This window comes from Candidatus Babeliales bacterium (assembly GCA_035455925.1).
In the GTDB taxonomy this organism is placed as follows: Bacteria; Babelota; Babeliae; order Babelales; family Vermiphilaceae; genus SOIL31.
This window is the reverse complement of the sequence record DATIEE010000004.1, coordinates 1-24,546: the sequence shown is the minus strand read 5'-3', so window position 1 is coordinate 24,546 and position 24,546 is coordinate 1. Positions and strand designations below refer to the sequence as shown.

25 protein-coding genes are annotated in these 24,546 nt (G+C 31.4%); 12 read left to right on the top strand and 13 right to left on the bottom strand.

What is annotated here, in order from left to right; all coding sequences use genetic code 11:
- Positions 1-190: 190 nt before the first annotated feature.
- Positions 191-700 carry a MepB family protein gene (locus VLB80_00480; protein ID HSC24679.1) on the bottom strand — a complete coding sequence of 170 codons (510 nt, stop codon included), beginning with the start codon at positions 698-700 and terminating at the stop codon, positions 191-193.
- Positions 687-2,015, bottom strand: a complete 1,329-nt coding sequence (murA, locus tag VLB80_00475) for a UDP-N-acetylglucosamine 1-carboxyvinyltransferase (GenBank protein ID HSC24678.1) — start codon at positions 2,013-2,015, stop codon at positions 687-689. Before murA ends, VLB80_00480 begins: the two co-directional genes overlap by 14 nt.
- A 161-nt stretch (positions 2,016-2,176) precedes the next feature.
- On the opposite strand from murA, the gene VLB80_00470 reads away from it, so the two are divergent.
- Positions 2,177-3,637, top strand: coding sequence for a hypothetical protein (locus VLB80_00470; GenBank protein HSC24677.1), 1,461 nt, complete (start codon positions 2,177-2,179; stop codon positions 3,635-3,637).
- A 137-nt stretch (positions 3,638-3,774) separates the two neighbouring features.
- Here the strand turns inward: VLB80_00470 and VLB80_00465 are convergent, their stop codons facing one another.
- From VLB80_00465 to VLB80_00450, 4 genes are all read right to left on the bottom strand, one after another.
- A complete protein-coding gene (locus VLB80_00465; protein HSC24676.1) occupies positions 3,775-4,404 on the bottom strand; it encodes a DUF502 domain-containing protein in 630 nt (209 codons plus the stop codon).
- A gap of 8 nt (positions 4,405-4,412) precedes the next feature.
- Complete coding sequence (locus VLB80_00460; protein HSC24675.1) at positions 4,413-4,808, bottom strand: hypothetical protein; 396 nt, start codon at positions 4,806-4,808, stop codon at positions 4,413-4,415.
- Complete coding sequence (locus VLB80_00455; protein ID HSC24674.1) at positions 4,771-5,526, bottom strand: hypothetical protein; 756 nt, start codon at positions 5,524-5,526, stop codon at positions 4,771-4,773. The genes VLB80_00460 and VLB80_00455 overlap by 38 nt, the downstream gene beginning before the upstream one ends.
- 163 nt (positions 5,527-5,689) lie before the next feature.
- A complete protein-coding gene (locus VLB80_00450; protein ID HSC24673.1) occupies positions 5,690-6,043 on the bottom strand; it encodes a hypothetical protein in 354 nt (117 codons plus the stop codon).
- 281 nt (positions 6,044-6,324) lie between these two features.
- On the opposite strand from VLB80_00450, the gene trpS reads away from it, so the two are divergent.
- Genes trpS through VLB80_00435 form a run of 3 tightly spaced genes read left to right on the top strand, consistent with a single transcriptional unit; the run spans position 6,325 to position 9,168 of the window.
- On the top strand, positions 6,325-7,329 hold the full coding sequence (trpS, locus tag VLB80_00445; GenBank protein HSC24672.1) for a tryptophan--tRNA ligase: 1,005 nt from the start codon (positions 6,325-6,327) through the stop codon (positions 7,327-7,329).
- Positions 7,330-7,349: 20 nt separating this feature from the next.
- Positions 7,350-7,913: a hypothetical protein gene (locus VLB80_00440; GenBank protein ID HSC24671.1), complete on the top strand. Its 564-nt coding sequence runs from the start codon at positions 7,350-7,352 to the stop codon at positions 7,911-7,913.
- A 34-nt stretch (positions 7,914-7,947) separates the two neighbouring features.
- Entirely contained in the window at positions 7,948-9,168 is a 1,221-nt protein-coding gene (locus VLB80_00435; protein ID HSC24670.1) for an MFS transporter, read from the top strand.
- A gap of 60 nt (positions 9,169-9,228) precedes the next feature.
- Here the strand turns inward: VLB80_00435 and VLB80_00430 are convergent, their stop codons facing one another.
- The 3 genes from VLB80_00430 to VLB80_00420 form a co-directional block, all read right to left on the bottom strand.
- Positions 9,229-9,543 (bottom strand): hypothetical protein, encoded by a 315-nt coding sequence (locus VLB80_00430; GenBank protein ID HSC24669.1) that lies wholly within the window; start codon positions 9,541-9,543, stop codon positions 9,229-9,231.
- A gap of 57 nt (positions 9,544-9,600) precedes the next feature.
- The gene (locus tag VLB80_00425; protein HSC24668.1) at positions 9,601-10,140 is read right to left on the bottom strand and encodes a hypothetical protein; all 540 of its coding nucleotides are present in this window, start codon (positions 10,138-10,140) and stop codon (positions 9,601-9,603) included.
- A gap of 231 nt (positions 10,141-10,371) precedes the next feature.
- Positions 10,372-10,761 carry a hypothetical protein gene (locus tag VLB80_00420; GenBank protein ID HSC24667.1) on the bottom strand — a complete coding sequence of 130 codons (390 nt, stop codon included), beginning with the start codon at positions 10,759-10,761 and terminating at the stop codon, positions 10,372-10,374.
- 231 nt (positions 10,762-10,992) lie between these two features.
- Between VLB80_00420 and VLB80_00415 the strand changes: the two genes are divergently transcribed.
- Positions 10,993-12,447, top strand: a complete 1,455-nt coding sequence (locus VLB80_00415; GenBank protein HSC24666.1) for an ATP-binding protein — start codon at positions 10,993-10,995, stop codon at positions 12,445-12,447.
- 2 nt (positions 12,448-12,449) lie between these two features.
- Here VLB80_00415 and VLB80_00410 read toward each other — a convergent pair whose 3' ends face one another.
- Both VLB80_00410 and VLB80_00405 read right to left on the bottom strand, forming a co-directional pair.
- Positions 12,450-13,691 carry a hypothetical protein gene (locus tag VLB80_00410; GenBank protein ID HSC24665.1) on the bottom strand — a complete coding sequence of 414 codons (1,242 nt, stop codon included), beginning with the start codon at positions 13,689-13,691 and terminating at the stop codon, positions 12,450-12,452.
- Positions 13,692-13,776: 85 nt separating this feature from the next.
- Positions 13,777-14,229, bottom strand: coding sequence for a DoxX family protein (locus tag VLB80_00405; GenBank protein ID HSC24664.1), 453 nt, complete (start codon positions 14,227-14,229; stop codon positions 13,777-13,779).
- A gap of 578 nt (positions 14,230-14,807) precedes the next feature.
- Here VLB80_00405 and VLB80_00400 point away from each other — a divergent pair.
- Positions 14,808-15,659, top strand: coding sequence for a hypothetical protein (locus VLB80_00400; protein ID HSC24663.1), 852 nt, complete (start codon positions 14,808-14,810; stop codon positions 15,657-15,659).
- 344 nt (positions 15,660-16,003) lie between these two features.
- Here VLB80_00400 and VLB80_00395 read toward each other — a convergent pair whose 3' ends face one another.
- A complete protein-coding gene (locus VLB80_00395; GenBank protein HSC24662.1) occupies positions 16,004-16,153 on the bottom strand; it encodes a hypothetical protein in 150 nt (49 codons plus the stop codon).
- A 162-nt stretch (positions 16,154-16,315) separates the two neighbouring features.
- Entirely contained in the window at positions 16,316-17,194 is an 879-nt protein-coding gene (locus tag VLB80_00390) for a hypothetical protein (protein HSC24661.1), read from the bottom strand.
- A gap of 106 nt (positions 17,195-17,300) precedes the next feature.
- Between VLB80_00390 and VLB80_00385 the strand changes: the two genes are divergently transcribed.
- The 6 genes from VLB80_00385 to VLB80_00360 form a co-directional block, all read left to right on the top strand.
- Positions 17,301-17,837, top strand: a complete 537-nt coding sequence (locus VLB80_00385; GenBank protein ID HSC24660.1) for a hypothetical protein — start codon at positions 17,301-17,303, stop codon at positions 17,835-17,837.
- Between the two features lie 365 nt (positions 17,838-18,202).
- Positions 18,203-21,295 (top strand): hypothetical protein, encoded by a 3,093-nt coding sequence (locus VLB80_00380; GenBank protein HSC24659.1) that lies wholly within the window; start codon positions 18,203-18,205, stop codon positions 21,293-21,295.
- A gap of 222 nt (positions 21,296-21,517) precedes the next feature.
- Positions 21,518-22,438: an ankyrin repeat domain-containing protein gene (locus VLB80_00375; GenBank protein HSC24658.1), complete on the top strand. Its 921-nt coding sequence runs from the start codon at positions 21,518-21,520 to the stop codon at positions 22,436-22,438.
- A 262-nt stretch (positions 22,439-22,700) separates the two neighbouring features.
- Positions 22,701-23,234 carry a hypothetical protein gene (locus VLB80_00370; GenBank protein ID HSC24657.1) on the top strand — a complete coding sequence of 178 codons (534 nt, stop codon included), beginning with the start codon at positions 22,701-22,703 and terminating at the stop codon, positions 23,232-23,234.
- Between the two features lie 79 nt (positions 23,235-23,313).
- Positions 23,314-23,778, top strand: coding sequence for a glucokinase (locus VLB80_00365; protein HSC24656.1), 465 nt, complete (start codon positions 23,314-23,316; stop codon positions 23,776-23,778).
- On the top strand, positions 23,775-24,546 hold a 772-nt coding region (locus VLB80_00360), incomplete at its 3' end, for a hypothetical protein (GenBank protein HSC24655.1). The genes VLB80_00365 and VLB80_00360, both read left to right, overlap by 4 nt.

The following is a 24,546-nucleotide window of genomic DNA, read 5'->3' as shown; positions in this document are numbered from 1 at the left end:
TCAATTACAACATCTCATATTTCAATCATTACTCTCTGAGCATGCCGCGCGATTTATTTCTATGGACAACTCAACGCGTAATGCAAATCATTTATTAAACAGCACTAAATTAGAATATAATAAAGTACGTCAAGCAAAAATCACAACGGAAATCACCGAATTAACGGGTAATTTTTAACATTCAACATATCTAATAAAATAATTTCTCCACCATAGCTTGATCAACGACTTGATTATTATTAATTTCAAAAAAATAATTCAATTGCCATGCTTGCGTTCTTTTTGCTTGAGGATTATCTGCTAGATCCCATGCAGGATAAATACGTATTGCTCGTTTACCACCTTGACCATTTTTTGACAAAACACCCTTTTCATACATGACTGATTTAGGAAAAACAAATTGCCCAAAATTATTTTTATTTCGAACGGCTACAATAAAGAAATCAATAGAATCTGATACATCATAGGGCATAATAGGACCATTATTAACTCGTTTCCATAATGTAACAAACTGTCCAACCTTTGTTGGTGTAACCTTACCCACCCGAAACAAAATATGACGATCATTCATATCAAACGTACATGCTCCATACTCTGCACTTTCTACTTCTCTAGTTATATTACTACATAGTAATCCACACGGCTCATAGACCAATTTTTGAATTAATAAGAAATCGGGATGAATATTATCTAAAACCATGTTTTTCCGTTACTTTATTCTTATGTATCATTATTTCTTTATTATACGTTTCATCTATCATAATATTGGCACCAAGGCACTGTAATTTTTTTTCTAATGCTTCATAACCACGCTTCCAATGCTGAAGTCCATACACAGTTGTAATCCCATGCGCAACCAAACCAGCAATTACTAATGCTGTTGAAGCACGAATATCTGTCGCCATAACTTCTGCTCCATATAAATGCTCAACGCCGGTAACAAATGCCTTATTATGTTCAATAGTTATATTAGCACCCATTTTGACTAATTCATGCGCATGATGAAAACGATTTTCAAACACGGTTTCTTCAATTATACTTGTTCCTTGTGCACAACATTGCAATGCCATCATTGGGGCTTGCAAATCAGTCGGAAAACCTGGATATGGTCCTGTTTTAAATGATACAGCTCGAGGTAATGGCGTTGCCTTTAAATATATACCTTTACCATCACTACCAACAACAACAATATGTCCCATCTCTTGTAACTTTAATAAAAAAACATCAAGATATTCTCCGGATGCTTGTGGAAGATTAATCTCTCCACCTGTAGCTGCAGCTGCTATAAGCAACGATCCTGCTTCAAGCCTATCAAAGATAACCGTGTGTTCAATTGGATGCAGAATATCAACCCCTTCAATGACAATAGTTGCCGGTGCTTCAACACTAATACGTGCACCCATTTTACGTAAACACTCAATTAAATCAAAAACTTCAGGTTCACATGCAGCATTAATGATTTTTGTTACACCTTTTGCCCGTGTTGCCGCCATAATAATATTCTCTGTCGCGCCAACACTTGGATATTCAAGCACTATTCGTGCACATTCTAAACTATCAACACTAGCACACAAATAATCACCATCTTGCTGAACAACAACTCCCATTTTAGTAAAATTATTTAAGTGGTAATCAATTGGTCGTCTCCCGATTGCATCACCACCAGGAAGACCGACCTGCGCTTTTCCGCACCGAGCTAACAACGCTCCCATAATCAAAATTGATGCGCGTGTTTTTTGCATGATCGTACTGCTAACGCACCACGAAGATATCGTTGATGTATCAACTAATAATTGATGTTGTTCAGTATTAAAAAAAATAATAGCGCCAAGACAACGTAATAATTCTATCATTTCAAATACATCAGCCGAAACAGGAACATTGTGTAATACAGAGCTACCTGACGTTAATATCAAGGATGCAATTATTACCAGCACTGCATTTTTTGCTCCAACAAGTTCAACTTCGCCAGATAAAGGTAATGATTTTTCAACGCTAATAAAACTATTATTCATGTAAAGCTCCCTGTGTATCATGTCAATACGAATGGAAGCTAGTTTACTGTAAATGCATTAAAATTAAAAGAAATGACAAAATTGCAAATATTTGATATTGTTCAAAGCACTATTTAAAAGGCATTCTATACAACCACAGTATTACACATACAGGTTTCTTTATGAACAAAAAAAATATATCCTTTTATATCTTTACATTACTATTTTTTTATTCTTACGCATATTCAATGGATAGCACTACTCCTACTGAAGATGATAAAGCTAAACAACAACAATGGATACAATTTAAACGCAAAAAAAAACTTGGTACTTTCCATGTTTTACCTGATGAAGTTATTGAACATCACATTATAACACCTCATTTCATTGAACCTTTAACAGCTAACATTAAACATCAATTTTTACTATCAAAGAGCGAAACCAATCCATTTCAAATAATTTCTTATGAAAAACCAAACCCTAAAGCTTTCTGTCGCCATGATGGCACATATCAAATTGTCCCTGATATAGCACATTATAAAGAATGGAACAGTTACAATGATTACACAAACAAAACTAGCACTCGCGATTTAAAGGAATTATGTAAGCAAACAAATAAATTACAGTCTTATATAACATTATTACGCTCTTCAAAAAATCAAAATCTGTTCACTATAAAGGTAACAATAAACAAAGAATCTTTTGAAAAGGATATTACATATACTAAAGACAAAACAATCAATCATTTTGTCTTTAGTAATGATCTTAAGTGGGTCGTATTCGGTAGTTCTAACAAAAATTTATGTAGCATCGAATATTGCAACATGCCACCCTTCGATCATGCTCAAGGTGGTCATGTAATAAAGAACATAAATAAAATTAATGCATTATGCTCCGCACATCATTCCCCTAGTTTTGCTATATGCGGTGATAACGACACTATTTCATTGCTACAAATCTCAAATCTCTCTGTAACTACAATAAAAACAACCGCACCATCATTTACATCTATTCAGTTTAGCCCCAATGATAAACAATTACTCGCTCAAGGAGAATACGAACTTGCAGTCGTTAACATTCATAATTGTGGCAATCATGCTGTAAATGCTACTTATTCAACAGTTTCTAATACCAAAACATTTAGCTCTATTATAAAAAAAGCTTCGTTTGCACCTGATAGCAAAGCCATAATCGTAGGACTTACAAATGGACAAATTATACTATGGAACCTAATATCTCATGATATAATACCTTTTCATAGATGGTATACCAAAAATATACATGGTATTGGCTATAAAAAACCCTTCATTCTGTGGAATGAAAAAAATAATTTATTACTTATATTCAAATTCCCAAATAAATTAATCATATCTGATTCCTCTACGTATAAAAAACTCACTACGTATACGCTCGATTTCAATAATCCAACAGCAATGGGACTAACTGAAGATGAAAATACGATTGTCTTTGTAGATGAGAATGATGAAGTATATAAACTAAATTTATATACCGAAGAAGAAATCAATGACATTGAATTTATCACAACAAAAGCAAATATTTATCAACTCTGTGAATTATGGAATATATATAAAACAATCCCTAAAGATTCTGCTAAAAAAACAAAAGACATTATTAGCCTCTAAAAATTAATTGCGCACTACAGAAAAGCTTTATTTTTGCGAAAGCCTAATTTACCCGAAAATGTAAATCAATTAGCCAAAGCACATAAAAAAAAGGCACCAAAACTTGACTGCTTTGATGCATTGAAGATGATTTGATATCATTTTACCGTATCAGGTTGAATAATTCCGCCCGATATTATCATTGCCATTGCCTCTTGCCGAGTGATATCAATAACAGTAATTTCACTTTCAGGTAATATTATGAGAAAACCACTTGTCGGATTTGGTGTTGTAGGAATAAAGATACTATAATATTTTTTATTGCTATCAGGTGCAATTTTTTCATCTACCTGATTTGCAAGAAAACCAATGCTATACATACCGTTTTTTGGGAATTCAATACGAACCACTTTAGTGAATGATACTTTATTTTGAAGACTAAATGCATCAACTAGTTTTTTTATACCGGAGTAAACAGGACGGATGAGAGGTATTCTGGAAAAAAGTTGCTCAATTGCATGGATGATCGGACGTAAAATAAACATATTATACAAAGTTCCTGCAATGAAAATAATGGCAATTGCAAGAATTAATTCAGAATAAGGGATTGTCCCTAAAAAGGGCACTCCAAAACGCTTTAAAGGTTCAAGCCAACTTTGTAAAACTCGTATTGTAAGGGTAAAAACTGCTATTGTTAATGTTATAGGTAATATACTAAATAACCCTGTTAAAAACAGAGAGCAAACTGAATCAATGAAAGAAAAAAATATATTTTTTTTATAAGACATCTACATTCCTAATGTTTTTCTATTTCTGAGATAGTGATAGCAAGATTAGCTGGTTTACAGTGCACAAGAGCAATATTTTTTGGTAAAAAAAGATGTTGCTCAGTAATTATTATACCATGTTTGCCCGGCAAAAGCCTATTTATGTCTATATGTGCTGCAAGAGAAGCATCATCTAATGTATAAATATCTGAACGTTTACCTTCAATAGTAATTTTTACTGTTTCAGGCGCATCTATAATGTAATTATCATCAGTTTTTACAGAAAAACAGAGAGGAACATTAATGTGTAAAGTTATTACTTGATTATAGCTGGCAATATACCAAAAACTATAACCAAACATAAGACTAATAATTACCAAGGGTGCATTAGTGAGGAAAAGTTTTTTCAGGTGAATCATGCTCACGATATATTCCTTTATGTGATGGTGATGCTCGATAAGAAAGTTGTTTTTTTATTAACATACGTACATGGTGAGCAGAAATATTTTTTGTTTCTTTTCCTGAAACAATAAAGGTAAATGTTCGGCTAATTGGATGAGCACTAATGATAATCGCATCATTTTGTAATGTATGGAAAGGAGTTTCATATGACCATACAGCATTAATACCGCGTATTTTTCCTTGAGTATCCACCCATATCATTTTTTGTTCATTATAGTATGTGCTAATCAAAAGAATATCTAAAAGGTGCTTACTGATATTCGCATTAATATAAAAAGGAATAGTTAAAAAATAATCTAAAGAATCTTTATTTTCAATAATAATGGTAATTGCTTTTTGTGTATTAATTACAGTAAGGCTGCTACTTATTAGTATATCAAGCCAATCATCATGATCAGCACGCACGGGAACTATGGGACATAAAGCAATCAAATTACGTTGCAATATTTTTTCGTGCAAAATAATAAATAAAAGTAAAGCCACTGGTGCGTAAGTAAATAAAAAAGGAGAAATAGTTGGCAATTGAATTATCCAGGCGCCTATTGCAAAAATACAATACGCAAAAAAATAAATAATAAGGTTTTTAGTTCTATCAACTTGCAACCACTTACAAAATATATATAAAAATGTGGTATATAACAGTATTTCAACACAATCTCGTAAAAAAAGAACATATAACATGATATTTTTCCTTTCTTTAATTTTTACCGTAAGTGCTTCTATTATCACAAGAGTCACATAATAATTAAAGAAATACATAGATTAAGAAAAGTAAAAAGAAACAAAAGAAATAAAGCTGTACACAGCTTATTTCTTTTGTTTCTTTTTACTTTTTATAGGTAATTTAATTTGCTGTCATAGTAATCATACTAAGTGCCTTATTCGCTATGTTTATTGTTTTTTGAGATAAGGATCTATTTCTTATTGTATTCATATGTTTCTTTGCTATTTCTATCGCCTCATACGCTTTTTCTTTTATTTCATTTTCTTGTTGGTACATATAAGAAATTCTCTCTTGAGATGATTGAAATTGCGGCAATGCTGTTTTATTAAGATCTTGAGCTAGTTTATAAGCATCAGTAGCAAGCTGTAGTGCAAACTGTGGTGAAAATTCTTGTCCTGTTTCTATATTCATTGAATAAGCATTATGCATTACAAAACAAGCAATCAATAGAGGTAAAAAATAAGCAAATTTCATCGTACATCCTTTAATTAAAACGATTTTAGTATATTAACATAAAAAATTTGTGTAAATTTCTTTTAGTTAGTTTAAGTATTACAAATAATAATTAAAAAAAGCAATATTTTTAACAAGAGCATATTTATATATAAAGATAATATAGTTAATTTTAATCTTACTTCACCTATAAAAAACATGATGTTTTGTTTTTTTTAGTTTGATCTGTATGCTTAATTAAAATCTATTTTACATAGGAATTGGATATTAAAATATAAATAATTAAGTTAAAGTATAACAAAATGGCACATGAATCTATTGTTTTAACGGGAGATCGTCCAACAGGGCCACTGCACCTAGGACATTATCTTGGTTCACTTAAAACACGTATAGAAATGCAGGAAATATATAAACAATTTGTGATGATTGCTGATACACAAGCTTTGACAGATTATTTTGATCGACCTGAAATGGTGCGTAAAAATGTTTTAGAAGTATGCCTTGATTATCTAGCCGTTGGCATTGATCCACAAAAATCAACACTATTTATACAATCACTTATTCCTGAAATAGCTGAACTTACCGTCTATTTTCTCAATTTGGTATCAGTAAATAGATTAATGCGCAATCCAACAGTTAAATCTGAAATCATTCAGAAGGAATTTGGTGAACGTTTATCTGCAGGATTTTTAACCTATCCAGTATCCCAAGCAGCAGATATCGTTATCGTAAAAGGTACGATTGTGCCGGTAGGCGAAGATCAATTGCCACACATTGAACAAACAAATGAAATTATACATACATTTAATCGTACATATAATAAAGAAGTATTTGGTCATGTAACAGCCCATACTTCTAAAATTAGTAGATTACCTGGTATTGACGGAAAAACAAAAATGAGTAAATCATTAAATAACGCTATTTTTTTGTCTGATTCTGCTGATATCATTGCGGAAAAAGTAATGAAAATGTACACAGACCCCGATCACATTCATGTTAATGATCCTGGTAAAGTTGAAGGAAACGTAGTATTTAGCTATCTTGATATCTTTGATACAGAGACTGATGTTTTGGCAGAATTAAAAGCTCATTACTGTCGAGGCGGGCTTGGTGATGTTGCACTCAAAAAGCGACTAATAAATATATTAAATACATTATTAGAACCTATTCGAAAGCGACGGGCATATTATGCACAGGATACACAAGAAGTAATGAATTACGCATTGATAGGATCAGAAAAAGTTCGTCACATTGCCGCACAAACCATGAATGAAGTACGTGGTGTTATGTGTTTGGATTATAAATAATTACTAGAGAAGGAAGTTAGATGAAAAAATATCGTAATCGTTTTTTATTTATCACGGTTTGCGTTGGAATTATTTTTTTTATTGGTATGAGTTTTTTTGATACCATATATCACGTAAAAGATGATGCTGGATTAATGATTGCTCAAGAGGTAATACAATTGCGTGATATTTTTCATCGTATTCATAAAACATGCATTATTATTGATTTTGATGAACAAAAAAATCATATTAATTTTTTGAATGTGGAAAAATTTTCGGGTTCTGAAGTAGGGCCAATGAATTTAGTACATCCAGAGAAATGGGAAGGGCCATATTTAAAAGACAATCCAACACTATACCATATTCACTATCAAGTAGTATCAACAAAAAAAGGTTATTTTATAACTCCTGGAGATGGAGTAACGTTACCAAATAAAAAAATTATTGGTAAAGATATTGTGCTTGATCAAAAAGCTGATATTGACGCAATGATGCTTAATCAAGAAGCATTATTATATAAAGATAAACCATTGGCAGCACGTTTACATCTTGGTACACCGATGAATACGCAATTTTTTCTCAATGATGATAGCGATCTCGCATAAATTATTTGTATGCGCGTTATATGAAAATTTTTAAATGAAAAAAGATATATCAATCCTAATTGGCAATGCATTGGATCGTTTTGATACATCTTTATATGGATTTTTGGCTCCTGTAATGGGGCCAGTTTTTTTTCCTGACCATGATCCAATTGTACAATTAATATTAACCTATGCAACATCGATAACATCCTTAATTTCTCGCCCACTTGGCACATTTCTTTTTGGTTTAATTGCACGACGAGCAGGACCCATTATTGGCCTCTCATATTCATTAATTGGTGTTGCTATTACAACGGTATGCATTGGCAGTATTCCAAGTCATGCAACCATTGCGTGGCTGGCACCATTAAGTTTGGTATGTATGAGACTGATACGAGGTATTTGCGCTGCAGGAGAAAGTACTATAGCTAAATTATATATTATGGAACATAAGTCAGAGAAACAGGCTTTGATAGCATCTCATTTTTATCACAGTTCTACTATGCTTGGTATTATCCTCGCATCAATTGTATCAACAATAGTTATTGGATCTAATCATGCTCTGTGGAGAGTTTGTTTTTGGTGCGGTGGAATAACCGGTTTTGTTGGTTATTTTTTACGATCGTATGAATTTAATAAAAATGAGATAAAAAAACAAGAACTCTTTGATGATTATACTATTTCAAGTATTTCATTATTATGGCGCAATCGCGGTAATGTGATGCGTGTTGCCGCGGCAACCTGCTTTTCTCATATTACCTATGCAGTACCTTTTGTTTTTATGAATAATTTTGTACCATTTGTCACATCAATCACCTTACCTACTATGATGGTTCTTAATAGTACATTATTAATTTTCGATATGATCTTTATACCTATTATTGGTAGATGTGTAATGCGTTATAATATTCATACAACAATGACTTACGCAGCAGTTATTTTGGCATCTACTATTATACCATTATTTTTCTTTTTACCAGGCGCATCGTTGGTATACGTCACTGGAGTACGTATCTGGATTGTAGGCTGGGGTTTGGTTTTTTTATGTCCGTTACATTTTTGGTTTAATAGCTTATTTTCAGCATCAGATAAATATTTTCTTGTGGGTATGGGTAATGCATTAGGCGTAGCAACATTAGGACATATGACAACACCAATTTGTTTATGGTTATGGTACATCAGTGGTATTTCTTATTTTCCCGCTCTCTATATTGCTGGTGTTATGCTTGCAACTGCATATGCAATTTTTACTTCTCGTAAATTTGTTATGGATTGATTAAAAAAATTGAGAATAGTTTTTTATATAACCATCCTCAAATTTAGTTTTACAACCATATTATAAATTGTTATAGAGTTTTATTGCCATATTCTCTGGTGTTTCACCTAGAAATTCCCCTTTAGAAGGAATATACTTAAGAGAAGAAATATTAATTTTACGGAGTGCTTTCATCTTAGTTCCATAAAACCCTATCTCTGATCCGTCAGATACAAAAGATACAGCTGGTCCTGAGCTTTTTGTTAAAAAGTTATCTAGGCCACTAACTAATATTTCTCTTATACTTTCGACAACTGTTTTTCTATCTTTTACTGGAATTTCTTGTAGCAATAAAATTAATTTTTTTTTATAATGTTCAATGAGAAGATTATCCAAAAATTTTTTGTAATCTTCATTATCGTTAGAATTGGCACGGTAGTTTTTATCGCGATATTATAAGTGTAAAAAAAATGTTATTACTCTGTGATTTATTTCTCCACGTGTTAATGAATTTGCCAATGGATTCTCTAAATAAGGGTCTAAATAGGGAATTGTTGTAAAATTATTAGTTTCCTGTTTAACTTCACGTAATGCTCGCGATTTAGTTCCAATACCTCCCATTTCTGACCCATCAAAAGTTGACATTAGAGCAGGTCCCTCTTGTCCTATTAAGAAGTTATTTAGGCCTACCATTAAAATCGAATAAATATCAGAACTCCATGCTTCTCTATTTTCCAAGGGAATTGCTTGTAATGCTAAGTATATTTCTTGCTTATAATGCTCAATAAGAATACTGTCGAGCGTCTGATTAATTAAGCTATTTTTATCCAATAACAACCCATTTCGCAGTTTTTTAATTGTTTTTTTTGACCAATAATGAGCATCTAATGTTTGCTGAAGTTCTTTTCTAAGTTCAAGATTAGTTACTGGATTAGAAAAAATGAAACCGTTAACTAATAATAACGACAATAGTGATACGTGTTTTATGGCCATCGTTGACTCCATGATAAAGGGTATTAACATAATATAATTAACTACGGTGATTATATTAATCTATCACAAAACTAAATAATGTCAATTTGCGACAAAAACATTAAGTATTGTTTATACAAAAGAAGAAAATAGGTATACAGCAATTTCTTTTGAGTAAATTCATAAAAAAGCCTTTGAAAATTAATTCAAAGGCCTTTTTTTATTTGATAAGCAAAACAGGGAAAAATGTGTTTATTCTACGATTGAAGGTGTAACCACAAGAATCAATGATCCATTATTATCTGCTTCATTAACAGTAATAGTTGCTGATTCATTGTATGATACTTCTACTGGTAATGGTTCAGTAATAACAACTACATCATCACTATTTTCTATTGCTTTAAAAAATTGAGTTTGAAGTTTAACAATTTGACCATCTATTTGCGCTGAAAAACTAATGATTAATGTATCAAGATTGTCAAAAACAACTGATGTAGTTTTATTTTCATCAATAATAATTGTACCTGTTGCATGACGTTCAATATCCTGACTTATTATTGTTAAATCAAGATCTAATTGTACTTGTGCTGTTGCAAGTGTAGACACTGCAAATAATGCGCTTAATAATACTTTTTTAAACATGTTTGTCCTATCTGTGTTGAACGATTGTGTGAAGAAAAACTCCCTATTTTGCATGTATCTAGTTTAAGGCAGTTATGTGATAAAGGCAAGATAAAAATTATCTGTTGTGAAATAGCATGCGTCAAGCCAACTAGCCTATATAAAGGATATAGTTGGCTTAAATGTTTAGTTGCAATTTTAGCCAAGTATAATGTAAAATAGAGTTAGTTGGCTAAAAATAAGGATAGCATTATGAAATCATTACACGTAAAAATAAAAAAGAATTTTATTGGCAGAATTGCTGAATTACAACGGTTACAGAAAATTGGTTTATCCCATGAAGCTAGTATTATTATCATGTATGGTCGAAGAAGGATTGGAAAAACCGAGCTTCTTGAACAAGCATTTCGAGAAAGAAATTTATTAAAGTTTGAAGGAATAGAAGGTCTTTCGCAAAAATCTCAACTTGCGCATGCAATGAATCAATTAGCAACATATGCTGAAAGTCGTTTGCTAACCAAAACAGTTCTAGTTAGTTGGCGAGAGTTTTTTGAACTTCTCTATGATTACACACGAAAAGGCAAATGGACAATTTATTTAGAAGAATTGCAGTGGCTTGCGCGCTATGATGATACATTAATCGCTGAACTAAAATATGTATGGGATAATTTTTTTCGTCATAACCCTAAGTTAATTGTAATTTTATGCGGCTCTGCACCTTCATTTATGATTGATCATGTTATACATTCCAAAGCATTATATAACAGATCTCAGTATGAATTTCATCTTAAAGAATTTAATGTCTATGAAACTAAGGAATTTCTTAAAAAACGAAGCGTCAGAGAAGTTTTTGATGCATATTTAACCGTTGGTGGTGTTCCAGAATATTTAAAATGGATCACTAAAGAATCTTCAGTATTTATTAGTCTATGCAAGCATTCATTTACTTCTGGAAGTTTTTTTGCGCGCGAGTATGAGCGTATTTTCACGAGCAGTATGTCGAACAATAAATATTATCGAGCAATTATTGATATTGTAAGTACAAAAAAATTTGCGACAAGAACAGAGTTAATGCAACTACTTGATATATCGTCGGGTGGAAGCTTGACTAATGTATTATTGGATTTAGAAAAGTCTGGTTTTATTACTCATTATTATCCATTTAACCTGGAAGAAAATACCGTTCTAACTCGGTATGCAATTGATGATAATTATATGCATTTTTATTGTAAATTTATTAAGCCATTACAAAAAAATATTGCAACTGGCGCCTATGATAATAATCCAAAAAGTGCATTAAAAGTTGATAGCTATAGTAAATGGCTTGGCTTTGCATTTGAACGGTTCTGTCGTAAATACCATTACGTTATAGCAAAAATTCTTTATTTTTCTGGAGTCCATTATCGATCAGGAGTTTTTTTTAGTCGTGCAACTAATAAGGAAAACCCTGGTTATCAAATAGATTTGATATTTGATAGAGCTGATAATGTCTACACTATTTGTGAGATGAAATATTTACAAGGTAAAGTTGGCACAAGCGTTATTGCTGAATTTGAAAAAAAATTGTCGTTGTTTCCTAATAAAGGAAACAAGACAATTCATAAAGTGCTCATTTGCAGCGAAGGTGCTGAAGAAGCATTGCTTAAACGTGCATATTTTGATGATATTATTACGTGCGCTCAGATTCTTGAGGCACGTAATTGGTAGCATTATTTTTTAGATAGCGCAGCAAGGTCTTCATATGTACAATTGGGCGTAATAGTTTTTATTCCATCTGTTGTTGCAAGATATAACTTTGTTTCATCGTCATTCATGACCATACTATGCGTATTGTCTATTTTTATAGTGCAGCCAAGGTAGTTTTTTGTGCATAATTTTGGCTTTTCTTGTGTAACATCCCAAACGTATATACGTTCCTTATCAGAAGCAAATATTTTTTTGCCTTCAATATCTTCATAGATATTTTTAATATTAAATTCTGCTCTATGTGCATAAGCAGGATGTTGTATTGTTTGCATTGTTTTGACACAAGCAGTGAGGTTACGCATATCCCATTGTTTAATGGTCTTATCATTTGCAGCTGAATAAATCAATTCAGCATGTTGTTTACTGGCAACAATATAGTTAATGGCGTTATATTTATGCGCATCCCATTTACATACAGATTTATCTAAACGACAATCAATTACTTCAATGGAGCCACCATCATGTGCCAAGTATACCATTCTATTGTTTAGCATGAGGCTTTCAGGAGATGAATATTGCGGAAGTAATTTTATATAATAACAGATACCTGATCCCAGATCACCTATATTCATATGATCTATTTCATCTGTTGAACAAAAAATATTATCTTCTGCAGCAAGGTGTTTAACACTTGCGCAATGGTGGCCTGTTACATTGTGCAGCAATGTATTATTACTTATATTCCATATTTTAATAGTGGTATCTTCTGAACCTGAAAGTATTATATGATCATTTCCTGGAACGGTTGTGCAGCAAGTTATTGGTTTTGTATGGCCTGATAACGTTGTTTGTTTATTATTCGATTTTATATTAAATGTACATAAATTATTACCTTCGCCTATGATGTATAAGTTTTTTGCATAGTGAGTCTTTATTAAAAATGGCGTGTGTAATTGATATGATTTTTTAATGCCAAGTTTTGGTATAAATGCTGTATAATTTTCTTTGCCAAAAAATTCTTCTCCACTGCCTGTATTTATTGTCCAGCCATATTTGCCAACATGCTTTTTTTTGCACTCATCTATGCTCTTTTGTAGTGTTGTTATGAGCGCAGCGCTATTTTTTTGACGATTATTATTAGTTACTCCATAGCCAGTTGCTATATTGTTCGCTGTTATTGTTTGCAATGATGGCACCTTATTCATTGCCAATGCATGTACAGTAATTAATGATCCGATACTAATAATTAAACGATATTTATGCATAGAATAATCCTTATTGTTTTATGAAATAATGTTGCTCTGTGGAGAACAATAAGAATAAATGTTTTATATGATAAGGACAATCAATTTATTGTTGGCTGTTCATACAACAATGCATTAGGTGATCTACAGAATAGGTACCACTTCCTGCAATGAAAAAACTTACTACAATGCATAAACAAAGGGCCGCAAATCCCCATGTAGAAAACATATCACCTTTTTTCAGATGAAAACGTAAGGCGACAATTAAAAGCAACATTAGCGGTAATGAACTAACACGTATACCAAGTCCAAGAATGTAAGAAAGCCCACCACAAAATTCTGTTAATGCCGCTGCACATCCCCACAATAAATATCCATGTGTAATACCAAAAAGAGATATTGCGCTGCCAATTTGTGTAAGATACGCAGGACCAGATATTAATTTTTTAGATCCAAAAATAAGAAAAATTGTGCCAAAACTGATACGTAAAAAGGTAAAACCGAGTATTTGTAAAAATGGAGAATGGTGGGTAATTAGTTTGATTATTTGTGTGCACATGTTTATCCTTTTTTTGAAAATAATACTATGGCGAAAAGCATATCAGTGAAATTATAAAATGCAAAAAATATTTTTTTTGTATGACTGCTGTTCATCCCCGGCTTTGAAAAGACAGGGTTTTCTGCTCAATTAAATAAATTTGATTGATTGGTTCTTGAATTCCACAGAAATACATACAAGTCACCAATGAAAACTATTACGTGCTATCCCCCGCAACTATGAATAGAATAGCGTGAGAAATTCTCAAATAGTTGATCTTAACTAAAGTTCCTTGTAAACTCCAACTTAAACTTTGAAATTACAAGGAATTTTTTATAAAAAGAGAAGAATTTTTAAATGAAATTACTGTTCAGTTTCATGTGCATCCAGTTTGCAGATTGCTTTGGTTGATTTAAAAGCTTGATCATCTTATTGTTGTCTACCCGAGTGCTCAAATATTTCCGCTATCTGAGAACATTATTGTGTATGGTCTTAAAAAAAAATTACGCAGAGCGATGAAATTGATAAATTATTTAATAAAAGTTTTTATCAGATAAATTCAGTGTTTTTATTAATTATAACAATTACAGGATGCCTTCATGATTACATCTTTAAGAATTGGTTTTTTGATAACATTTATAACATTCACACAATATTCACTATGCATGGACACCTTGGGGTATGGCCATATTCTCAGAGAAATAATCGTCTCTAATGATATTACATTATTGGACCATAATTCACTATGCTTATTGGCACTCGTAGATAAAAGTTGGCATGACAAAATAAGAGCAACTGCTAAAAGCAGAAGAGAATATCTTGAAAGGCATGTTTCGGAACCTCTTATAGATTCACAAACTACCTGGCATAAATATGGTAGCGCGTATTCATATTGGCAAAACAATATGAAATTATCAAAAGTGTTTCATTTTAATGGTATAAATCGAAAAGGAATATATTTGCAGTTAGTTTTTTTGAATGAAAATACTACCATAGATCAAAAATACTTAGAATGTTCACCTTCTGAATCCCTAGAAAATCCATTATTTGATAATAATAAGCCATCTTTTAATGCAGAAGGAAAGGTTTGTTTTCATGCACGTGGTTGGATGTACTCAAAAGAATGGGGTGAATGTGGCGCTATTTTTGAATATTCTCTTGATACGCATGGGCAACAAAAAACATTGCAATGTTTTGTTGATATTGGATCATCTAAACCGCTTAGTAATTTTACAAGTTACCCCGTATTGTTCCAAGCTTTTATTAACTCCCAGAAAATTACAGAAAATGAATCAACAAAAATATATCATGTTAAAGGTATAAGATTAGATGAAAATTATATTGCAACAGGGAAATTTCCTAATCCAGAAACAAAAGAAAAAATTATCACGCAATGTATAAAGACATTAGATACAAATCCACTATTAATAACTGATGTGAGCTCAATCTAAAAAAAAGCTTTAAAGAAAATCCACTAACATCGTATTCTAGTAGTATCAATAGCATTATTATATATCTAACCTACGCTTAAAACTTCTAAATTTATGTTCTTGCAGCATTAATCCAAAGTATCTTCCCTTTGCTTATGTGCTGCAAAACGTTCTTCATCAGCTATACCCGCGATTTCTTGTTCGTGCTTAATCATTACACCTAATTCATCAGTGATAATCGACATACAATGCGGAATCAAGTCCAGAAAGTATGCTAATAATATCTCTCAAATCTAAAAACCAAGCCTTGATAATCGCACCAGTAAAACTGGTAGTTTATCTATCGTTAATTACACCCAACACGATTAAAGAGTAAGTATGCCTTTTTCACGAGAACCATAGGATAAAAGTAACTTTTCCATTTCAGCTTGTTCATCTTTAGTCCCGTAGCTAGTAAGCGTAATTGGTATATTGCCGCTATAGTCTTGTGCATTGATGTCTGCCTTATGTTCCATAAGCATTGTATATTTTTTATATTACATGCTATTACTGCACAATCTATTAGTTGATAATGGTGGGGATAATACATTCTTTAACAACGCAAATTACATTTTGCTATATCATCTTCTTTTGATGAATATTAGCACCTTTTTTTTATTTTTTTTATCTATTATTTTTTATTCGGTTTCAGTTGATTGTTTTAATGCTAATGTATTATTCATTTGCTTAAACTCTGGCTGTCTTTTTATAGGCATATGATGTTGCTCAATAACCTTTGCAATGATTTCATTCATTTCATTAATTTTTTCTGCTTGTACAACACAATTTTTTACTTCTTCTGATGCAGCTACCAATCCCAATCGTTCAGCATACAATTTTTCTGATTTTTTTTGCAAATTAGGCATATCTTGTTGTATAAGACTTATGGCATTGTATAAACATTCTTTTTTATGCGTAATAAGACCAAATTTATTGCGATACTTTTCTATATCAATGGTCTTATTTTTATTTGTAGACTCAAACCAAAAATTATCTATTACTTCTGATTCAACTAAACAACATTGATTATATCGCTCATGTATATCTTCCAAACATTGCATCCGAGTATACCATCCACGATTAATATTTTCTAAAAATTTTGTGGTATTGCCATCTTTACTACATACACAATCTTTGCAAGAGCTTTTTGTAACATATGCACTACCACATGCATCAACCGCATTAACATATTTATAAGCACTTTTTCGCGTAATAATTTTTGAAGTAACTTTACTCATAACATCAATAACATTAACAGTTCCCCCAATGATAATAATACCGACGCTGCCAGCAATCAATACAGGTACTCCATAAAGCACACAGACTACTGGTAATAACCATAATGCTCCAAAAATTTCTGATATGCCACTCGAATCTCTTTTTTGAATAACTGGAGAGGATGTATTTAAATAGAGAGAACGCGGTATTCGCTTAACAGCAGGAATCAACATTGGACATGTATTTGACACATACATGATAGATACGCATAGCACAAAAACAACATTTCTACTCTTCATCTTTTTCCCAACTAAAATATAAAAAACTCAATTTCAACACTATCATCTCTTAATTTGCTATCCTACTAAAAAAATATATTTTTTACACTACAACAAAGGTACATAGATGAAACAACTATCTCTTATTATTGCATGCATTATTATTCAAAGTATTCCTTCTTTTGCCGCACAACACATGCCAGGAGTTCAAACTTGCATTGGAACGCCCGAATTAAAACACTGGTTTGGGCAGCTACAATTGGCAGAATATAACAAAGAACAAGAACAATTACGAAAAAATTCTAGGGATAATTCAAAGATTTCACAGAATGAACTTGATCAATGGATGGCAGCAAAGAAGCTTGAGATACAGAAAAATATTAGAGCACAAAAAAATAAACAATGGTACGACGAAGAGTCATTATACACAGGATATAGGCGTTCTGGACATAAAAGCTTTTTAGACCTAAGTTATGATAATTCATTCTCACAAGCACCAAGGCAGCCAGTAGAGGATGATAAACACGTAAAACTTTCACCAAATAAATTTAATCGATTAGTTATTGAATTACACAGGAATAAGTATAATTCAGAAATGAAAACTATTGCATGCTATCTACCGCAACTATTAATAGAATGGCATGATAAATCCTTAAATAGTTAATTTTAGCTAAAGTTCCTTGTAAACTCGAACTTAAACTTCGAAATTACAAGGAACTTTTTAGTGAAAAGAAAAATATGTTTAAACATATTTAAACATATACAGGATATCTTGATGATTACACCTTTAAAAATTAATTTTTTTGATAATGTTTATAACATTCACACAATATTCACTATGCATGGATGCTTTGGAACATGACAATACTGCCAGAGAAATAATTGTCTATCGTGATATTATATTAGAAAAAATTATCACACAATGTATAATTAAAATAACAAACACAAGCAAATTAACAAAAAAATAATGCTTGGAAGATCGTTAAAATACGCATAAATATACTTCAGTTATAAGAATTAGGTTCGATAATGAACAATCTCCTTATGTGTCTATTATTTTTTTTTATTAGTTGTGATGTGCAATGCATGCTTAAAAACATTAAAAGTACTGATACTATTCTTTCTAATGATTATAAGCATCTTTCATTAGCTCATGGAGCAATTTTTTGTGTATCAGGATTAATTGGAGGATTATATGATCGCGGAAATATTCATCCTATTTATGGTATAGATAAGCAAGGTCGTAATATTATTGAAAATTATAAACAAATTGACTCAATAGATCACACCGTACGACTTGTGCATACATTTTTTTATCGTATACCTGGGTTTGAAGGAGAGGCAGAACCCAAAGCAACAGAACAACTTGAATATCATGATCCGGTAGTGATTGCTCAAAAAATAGCACATACTCTTGCGTTATGCCACAGCGTTAGCACTGATTATCACATTTTTAAAAATGCCATAAATACATTAGCTACGCATAAAAATTTACAAGAGCTTGCACCTAAACTTATAAAAAATCCTTTATATCTTACTAAAAAAAATCATCTTGCATGGAAAACATTTATTGGACAAGTTTCATTACATAAAAAAAAGAATCAGATAAATTATTCTCAACAAATTGCCCATGTAATAACTGTTACACGGATTTGCAAAAATCTTGCATATATACACGGAGTTCTTGATGGATTATTAAAATATCAAGCAAAGCTTGGTGCTCATATGGGAACTATCGTATTTAATTCATTAGCAGAATGTAACCCGCAAAATACTGATGCGCTCTATCCGCAGCATATGACACAAATGATTCTGTTAGCCTTTATGTATAAAAAATATAGTAATAATCGATCTATTTTAAAGATATTTTATGATGAACTTAATAATCATTTAGACAAAAAAGTGCTTATCTCTGACTTGAATGATATATGGGTTAAGGATGAATTTAAACAGGTAACACAGCCTCAAGCTTTTGGTATACTTGCAAAAATATTTTCATCAAATAATCTTGCATCCACTATACAACAAAAATTTGCTGAGCTTGTATACTGTTCTCAGCAAACTCAAGGATTTCCAACACCGATTGGACACAGTTTTGTCGTTTATGAATACAAATCGGGCAAAGAAATTCGTCTCTTAGATTGTGGAGAGACGCCAATACGCAACTTTATTAATCTATATGCTTACGATGCTGAACAAAATAAGTTTACACATGAGCGATTAAAAGAAAATATCGATGGAAATAATGTTCATCCGTTTTTGATTGAATATTTAACATTGTTTGATGATGTAAATATGGCTTCTTCGCCAGAAGCCCATAGCACTTGGATTAAAGTTGTTTCTAATATTCCTTATGCTACTTATGTTAAAGCAATTGATGACACAATGGGATCTTATAAAAATATTGGTTTATTAGCGAATGGACTTATAGCTATACCCGGCAATGAGCAGAATCAAGAGCTATTACATTGGCTTGCTGAACATAAATATACCATTCTTGAAAAAACTGAATATGGATACGAATTGTTACCATCGATAAAAAATGTAATTATTGTTCTTAATCATATATTCGGACTAAATCTTTTTGATGATGAAGGAGATTTAGAAAAAGAATTTACGAGATTTGATTTTATTGACTATTATTTCTCAAAGTTATGTACAAAATTACATGCAACTGGTTTTTTAGCGGCAACAAAACTACCAGATAAAAAAAGTGAGGAAAAGAATTTTAATAATCTTGACTCTACATCTACAAAATTATACGCCACTATGCATCTTGCAGGTTTTACCTGTCAATTTGTAACATCATTTTCTCATGGAGAATTTAAGGTAATAGTAAAACCTCCTAGCGAAGAACTCGCGCCATTATTTGAAAAACTTTTTGACCAATCGAGTCTTAGTTTTTTAGCAACTAAAGTTACTAATCAACTTGATCATATCAAAAATAATTCAGAATTTTTGTATTCTAATCTTTTTGTTCTTAATGGTGAAAATACTGCTGAGCTACCAGATATTTTACAAAAAATATCTGAGTGTGCACATTCTCAGATGCCATTTAGTCATAAGATTGCAATGAAAAATTTTTTATTGCGATTAGCTAAAAAACAACCAAAGGAGGAAAGAGAATTGGCTAAATGTGATATTTTGAGATTATTTGTAAAAATTATTGATAATGAAGAAAGAGAGAGATCCTGTGCTACTATTACATCAATAATTGATAAAGCTTCTCATGCAACAGCATCTTTAGATCAACGTACGCACTTATCTGGCTTAGAACTATTTACTCTTTTGGTCGAAAACGATTTCAAACAAAGTTTTAAAAAAGCATTACAAGCAGTTGTCGATAGTATGATGCCATCAAAAACTTATTTGCAAATCGAACATATTAATTTATTGAATGCGCTATTTGAAAAAAATTATACGCCAGCCTTTGCAAAATCATTAGAAATAGCTTTAACCGCTTCATCATCTACAGATCAAAGCATCCAGTTTGGAGTAATAAAATTATTCAAAATATTAGTCGAAATGAATTATACGCCAGCATTTCGAGATGCATCAAACGCTATCATGTATGGTACGTTATCACTAAATAGTGAAATTAATGACATAACTATTGATTTGGTGAAATTATTAATAAAGCAAAATTATCCACAAGTTTTTGAACATGCTTTACAAGCAGCTAGACAAGCAATTCTTTCATCGAATAGCATTATTCATGATACAGGAATTAAAATTTTTGAGCTATTAATTGAAAATGATTATCAACTAAGTTTTGAATATATAGCGCAAGTTGCTGAAGACATGATAAAGTCATCAAATGATTATATTCAATTATCAGGAATTATGTTGTGCACAACATTAGTAAAAAAGAATTACGCGCGCATAGCTGAAAAGTCCTTGGAATATGCTGAAAAGGCAATAATCGCATCTAATATCCGTGTACAATTATTAGGTATAGGTCTTTTTATGGCTTTAGTTAAAAATAATTATAAGCCTGCATGTGAAAAAATTTTACATATCACTCAAAAAATTGAAATCGATTTGAAAAGTAGTATGATTAGGCATAGATGGGCTAAATTGCTTCATATGATTACAGAACGAGATTCTTATAATTGCTTATAATTCCAAATGATAAAGTAATAATCAGAATATAAAGAACTGTTTTTAATTGTTTCATTTAATACACATCATGGACAATTACCTTTTAACAAATATGCTCAAGAGTTAAAATCTTAATCAGTTAAAAATACTTTAGTATATGCGATTCCATATTATAATAAAAAGCTGTTAGTAAAATTACAAAAAATATAATTGTAGATAAAAATTTTTCAAAAAGGTCTTTTTATGAATCACAGCTATAGCGTAATTTTTCTCATATTTTATACCGTTTCAATGCATCCAATGAACAGTACATTATCTTCTGTTGTACTACCAAATGATATTTTAAAACATGTATGTACATTAGCTTTTCCATCGATACATTTACCTAATGATGAAGAATGTGAGGATAAAACAGAGGACGAAAAAAATTATGCGAATATCAAAAAAAATTTACCAATAATAGCTCAAGAGGTTCTTTCATTACGAATGACGTGTAAAACTCTTAATGCATTTATTTCCGAAAATCTTATGTCATTACTCCATCTTGATACATCTAATATAGATGCATTTCTTATAAGATCTATACAAGCTAACATTCCTTATTTTACTAAATATGCTCTTGCCCATGGCGCTGATAGCAACGCCGTTCATTTACCTAATGGTTATACTGCCCTACTATGTGCTATACAAAATAATTGCTATTCTACGTGCGCATTGCTACTTGAAAAAGACGCAAATATTAATTTAAAAATGAGAGATTATGGAGTATATGGCTATGACAATAATCCTGATTATAATTTTAATTGGCCAATACATATGGCAATCAAAGAAAGTAATGCGCAATTAGTTACACTATTTATTCACAAAGGTGCAAACCTAAATGTGAGAATAAATCGTGATTACATGAATACATTACTTACATCTGCCGTACACATAAATAATCCAATTATTTTAAAAACACTTCTTTCATCAAATACTCATAAAGGCTATCCGCATCCGTGGGAATATACTATTATTATGAGTGCACTTACAACAGCAAAAAATATAAAATTTGAAGAAAATAATCTTGAAAAAGAAGAAAATAATAGAAAAATTATACAATTATTAGAGAAGGCACAACAATCAGCGGAGGTACCTCCAATTTATTTTGTATGGGTAAAATGAGAAAAAAGATTGAAAAACCCTAGTTGTTGATTTTTGTTTTTTTTAATACACTGTAATTAATGAGTAACGTTACAATAATTAGTTTCTATGTGATTTTATATTACCTGAATTCAACTTCGAAGTGCATAACTGGAGTAGCTAAATAAGCCAGAGGCCAGTTATTGTTGCAAATTAAGAACGAGGTCTTTTGTCAACCAACTGGCTTAAATGTTACTTATGCACTTCGAGGTTGAATGTGAGATATTAAAACATGGAATTTTTTATGAATAGATACTATGCAATTTTTCGTGTATTAGTAATGGTAATGACAATAACATTTACTGGTAATATGATGGCTATTCTAACCGAAGCGATATGCATAGGTGGATGTGCGATTAGTTCTGCAACAGCAGCAAATAAGTTATTTGATAAAAACGAGCATGCAAAAAAATCCGCTTTGGAAACAATGGGACTTATGGTCGGATCAGGGCTGGTGATTGGAAAATTATTTGTACTAAATGACACAAAACCAGATAAAATAAAATTAGAGACTTATATTCGGGACATGATTTTTGGAGTAACAGTAAATTTTGTACTTAATTATGGCATTCGTCAGGCCTCTCAAGCATTGCATGATAATAGATTCACTTTTGATCAAATGGCAGAGAATTGTGATATTTTGCCAGAATCAATAGCACCTTATGTTAATCCTATTGCAAGAACGGCTACAGAAATAATTACACATCCTCAAATGCTCACTTTTGCTTGTTTTGCTGCATGTCTAGCAATGTGTATGCCATCACCTATAAAAAGGTAATTTTAACTTAAAACTAGGATCGCATTATTATGATTTTATATAGCATATTATTATTATTATTTTTGATCTTGCTATGGGTATGAAACAAAAACGAAATATGAGTACTGTTCATTGGGCAAATTTTGTTTCATTATCTGGAATTGAATATACGTATCAGTTATTACAAAATATGCAATCTTATAGCAATGCAATAGATAGAGATAAACATGATGCCATAACTATTCTTTCGTATGCAATAGATGATGATTTATGCAGAGCAACAGCAGATCTATTTTTTAAATTTTATGCGCGATTTACGTATAATTTTGTATGGACAATACTTCCTTTTGGTGGAATATATCTTGTGGGAGAAACGGCAACTGTTCATCAAAAGATGTTATCCGATATTTTTTTACCAGAATATTTTAATTGCGTGTCAAGCAAGCAACCGGTACTTAAGCGTATTCCAATATATATAATTAACAATGATGTACAATTGATTTTATATGGAACAATGCACTATTTTTGGTACAATAAATTAAACAATTACAGGATGCCTTCATGATTACATCTTTAAGAATTAGTTTTTTGATAACATTTATATCATTCACACAATATTCACTATGCATGGATATCTTGGGGTATGGTCATATTCTCAGAGAAATAATTCTCCTTAATGATATTACATTATTGGACCATAATTCCCTGTGCTCATTGGCACTCGTAGATAAAAGTTGGCATAACAAAATAAAAGCAACTGCTAAAAGCAGAAGAGAATATCTTCAAAAGCATATTTCGGAACCTCTTATAGATTCACAAACTACTTGGCATAAGTATGGTAGCGCGTATTCATATTGGCAAAACAATATGAAATTATCAAAAATTTTTGCTTTTAGTGGTCTAAATCGAATAGGAATCTATTTACAGTTAGTTTTTTTGAGTGGCAATGCTACCATAGATCAAAAATACTTAGAATGTTCACCTTCTGAATCCCTACCAAATCCATTATTTAATAATCATAAACCATTTTTTAATGCGGAAGGAAATGTTTGTTTTCATGCACGTGGTTGGATGCGCTCAGAAAGATGGGGTGACTATGGCGCTATTTTGGAATATTATCTTGATACATATGGAAAAAACAAAACATTGCAATGTTTTGTTGATATTGGATCATGTAAACCGCTTTGTGATTTTTTAAGTTACCCCGTATTGTTCCAAGCTTTTATTAACTCCCGAAATATTACAGAAAATGAATCAACAAAAATATATCATGTTAAAGGTATAAGATTAGATGAAAATTATATTGCAACAGGGAAATTTCCTAATCCAGAAA

Coding starts and splice junctions, on each gene's coding strand:
- VLB80_00480 (HSC24679.1), bottom strand. CDS start 700: ATGGTTTTAGATAATATTCATCCCGATTTCTTATTAATTCAAAAATTG.
- murA (HSC24678.1), bottom strand. CDS start 2,015: ATGAATAATAGTTTTATTAGCGTTGAAAAATCATTACCTTTATCTGGC.
- VLB80_00470 (HSC24677.1), top strand. CDS start 2,177: ATGAACAAAAAAAATATATCCTTTTATATCTTTACATTACTATTTTTT.
- VLB80_00465 (HSC24676.1), bottom strand. CDS start 4,404: ATGTCTTATAAAAAAAATATATTTTTTTCTTTCATTGATTCAGTTTGC.
- VLB80_00455 (HSC24674.1), bottom strand. CDS start 5,526: ATGTTATATGTTCTTTTTTTACGAGATTGTGTTGAAATACTGTTATAT.
- VLB80_00450 (HSC24673.1), bottom strand. CDS start 6,043: ATGAAATTTGCTTATTTTTTACCTCTATTGATTGCTTGTTTTGTAATG.
- trpS (HSC24672.1), top strand. CDS start 6,325: ATGGCACATGAATCTATTGTTTTAACGGGAGATCGTCCAACAGGGCCA.
- VLB80_00440 (HSC24671.1), top strand. CDS start 7,350: ATGAAAAAATATCGTAATCGTTTTTTATTTATCACGGTTTGCGTTGGA.
- VLB80_00435 (HSC24670.1), top strand. CDS start 7,948: ATGAAAAAAGATATATCAATCCTAATTGGCAATGCATTGGATCGTTTT.
- VLB80_00425 (HSC24668.1), bottom strand. CDS start 10,140: ATGGCCATAAAACACGTATCACTATTGTCGTTATTATTAGTTAACGGT.
- VLB80_00420 (HSC24667.1), bottom strand. CDS start 10,761: ATGTTTAAAAAAGTATTATTAAGCGCATTATTTGCAGTGTCTACACTT.
- VLB80_00415 (HSC24666.1), top strand. CDS start 10,993: ATGAAATCATTACACGTAAAAATAAAAAAGAATTTTATTGGCAGAATT.
- VLB80_00410 (HSC24665.1), bottom strand. CDS start 13,691: ATGCATAAATATCGTTTAATTATTAGTATCGGATCATTAATTACTGTA.
- VLB80_00405 (HSC24664.1), bottom strand. CDS start 14,229: ATGTGCACACAAATAATCAAACTAATTACCCACCATTCTCCATTTTTA.
- VLB80_00400 (HSC24663.1), top strand. CDS start 14,808: ATGATTACATCTTTAAGAATTGGTTTTTTGATAACATTTATAACATTC.
- VLB80_00395 (HSC24662.1), bottom strand. CDS start 16,153: ATGGAACATAAGGCAGACATCAATGCACAAGACTATAGCGGCAATATA.
- VLB80_00390 (HSC24661.1), bottom strand. CDS start 17,194: ATGAAGAGTAGAAATGTTGTTTTTGTGCTATGCGTATCTATCATGTAT.
- VLB80_00385 (HSC24660.1), top strand. CDS start 17,301: ATGAAACAACTATCTCTTATTATTGCATGCATTATTATTCAAAGTATT.
- VLB80_00380 (HSC24659.1), top strand. CDS start 18,203: ATGAACAATCTCCTTATGTGTCTATTATTTTTTTTTATTAGTTGTGAT.
- VLB80_00375 (HSC24658.1), top strand. CDS start 21,518: ATGAATCACAGCTATAGCGTAATTTTTCTCATATTTTATACCGTTTCA.
- VLB80_00370 (HSC24657.1), top strand. CDS start 22,701: ATGAATAGATACTATGCAATTTTTCGTGTATTAGTAATGGTAATGACA.
- VLB80_00365 (HSC24656.1), top strand. CDS start 23,314: ATGAAACAAAAACGAAATATGAGTACTGTTCATTGGGCAAATTTTGTT.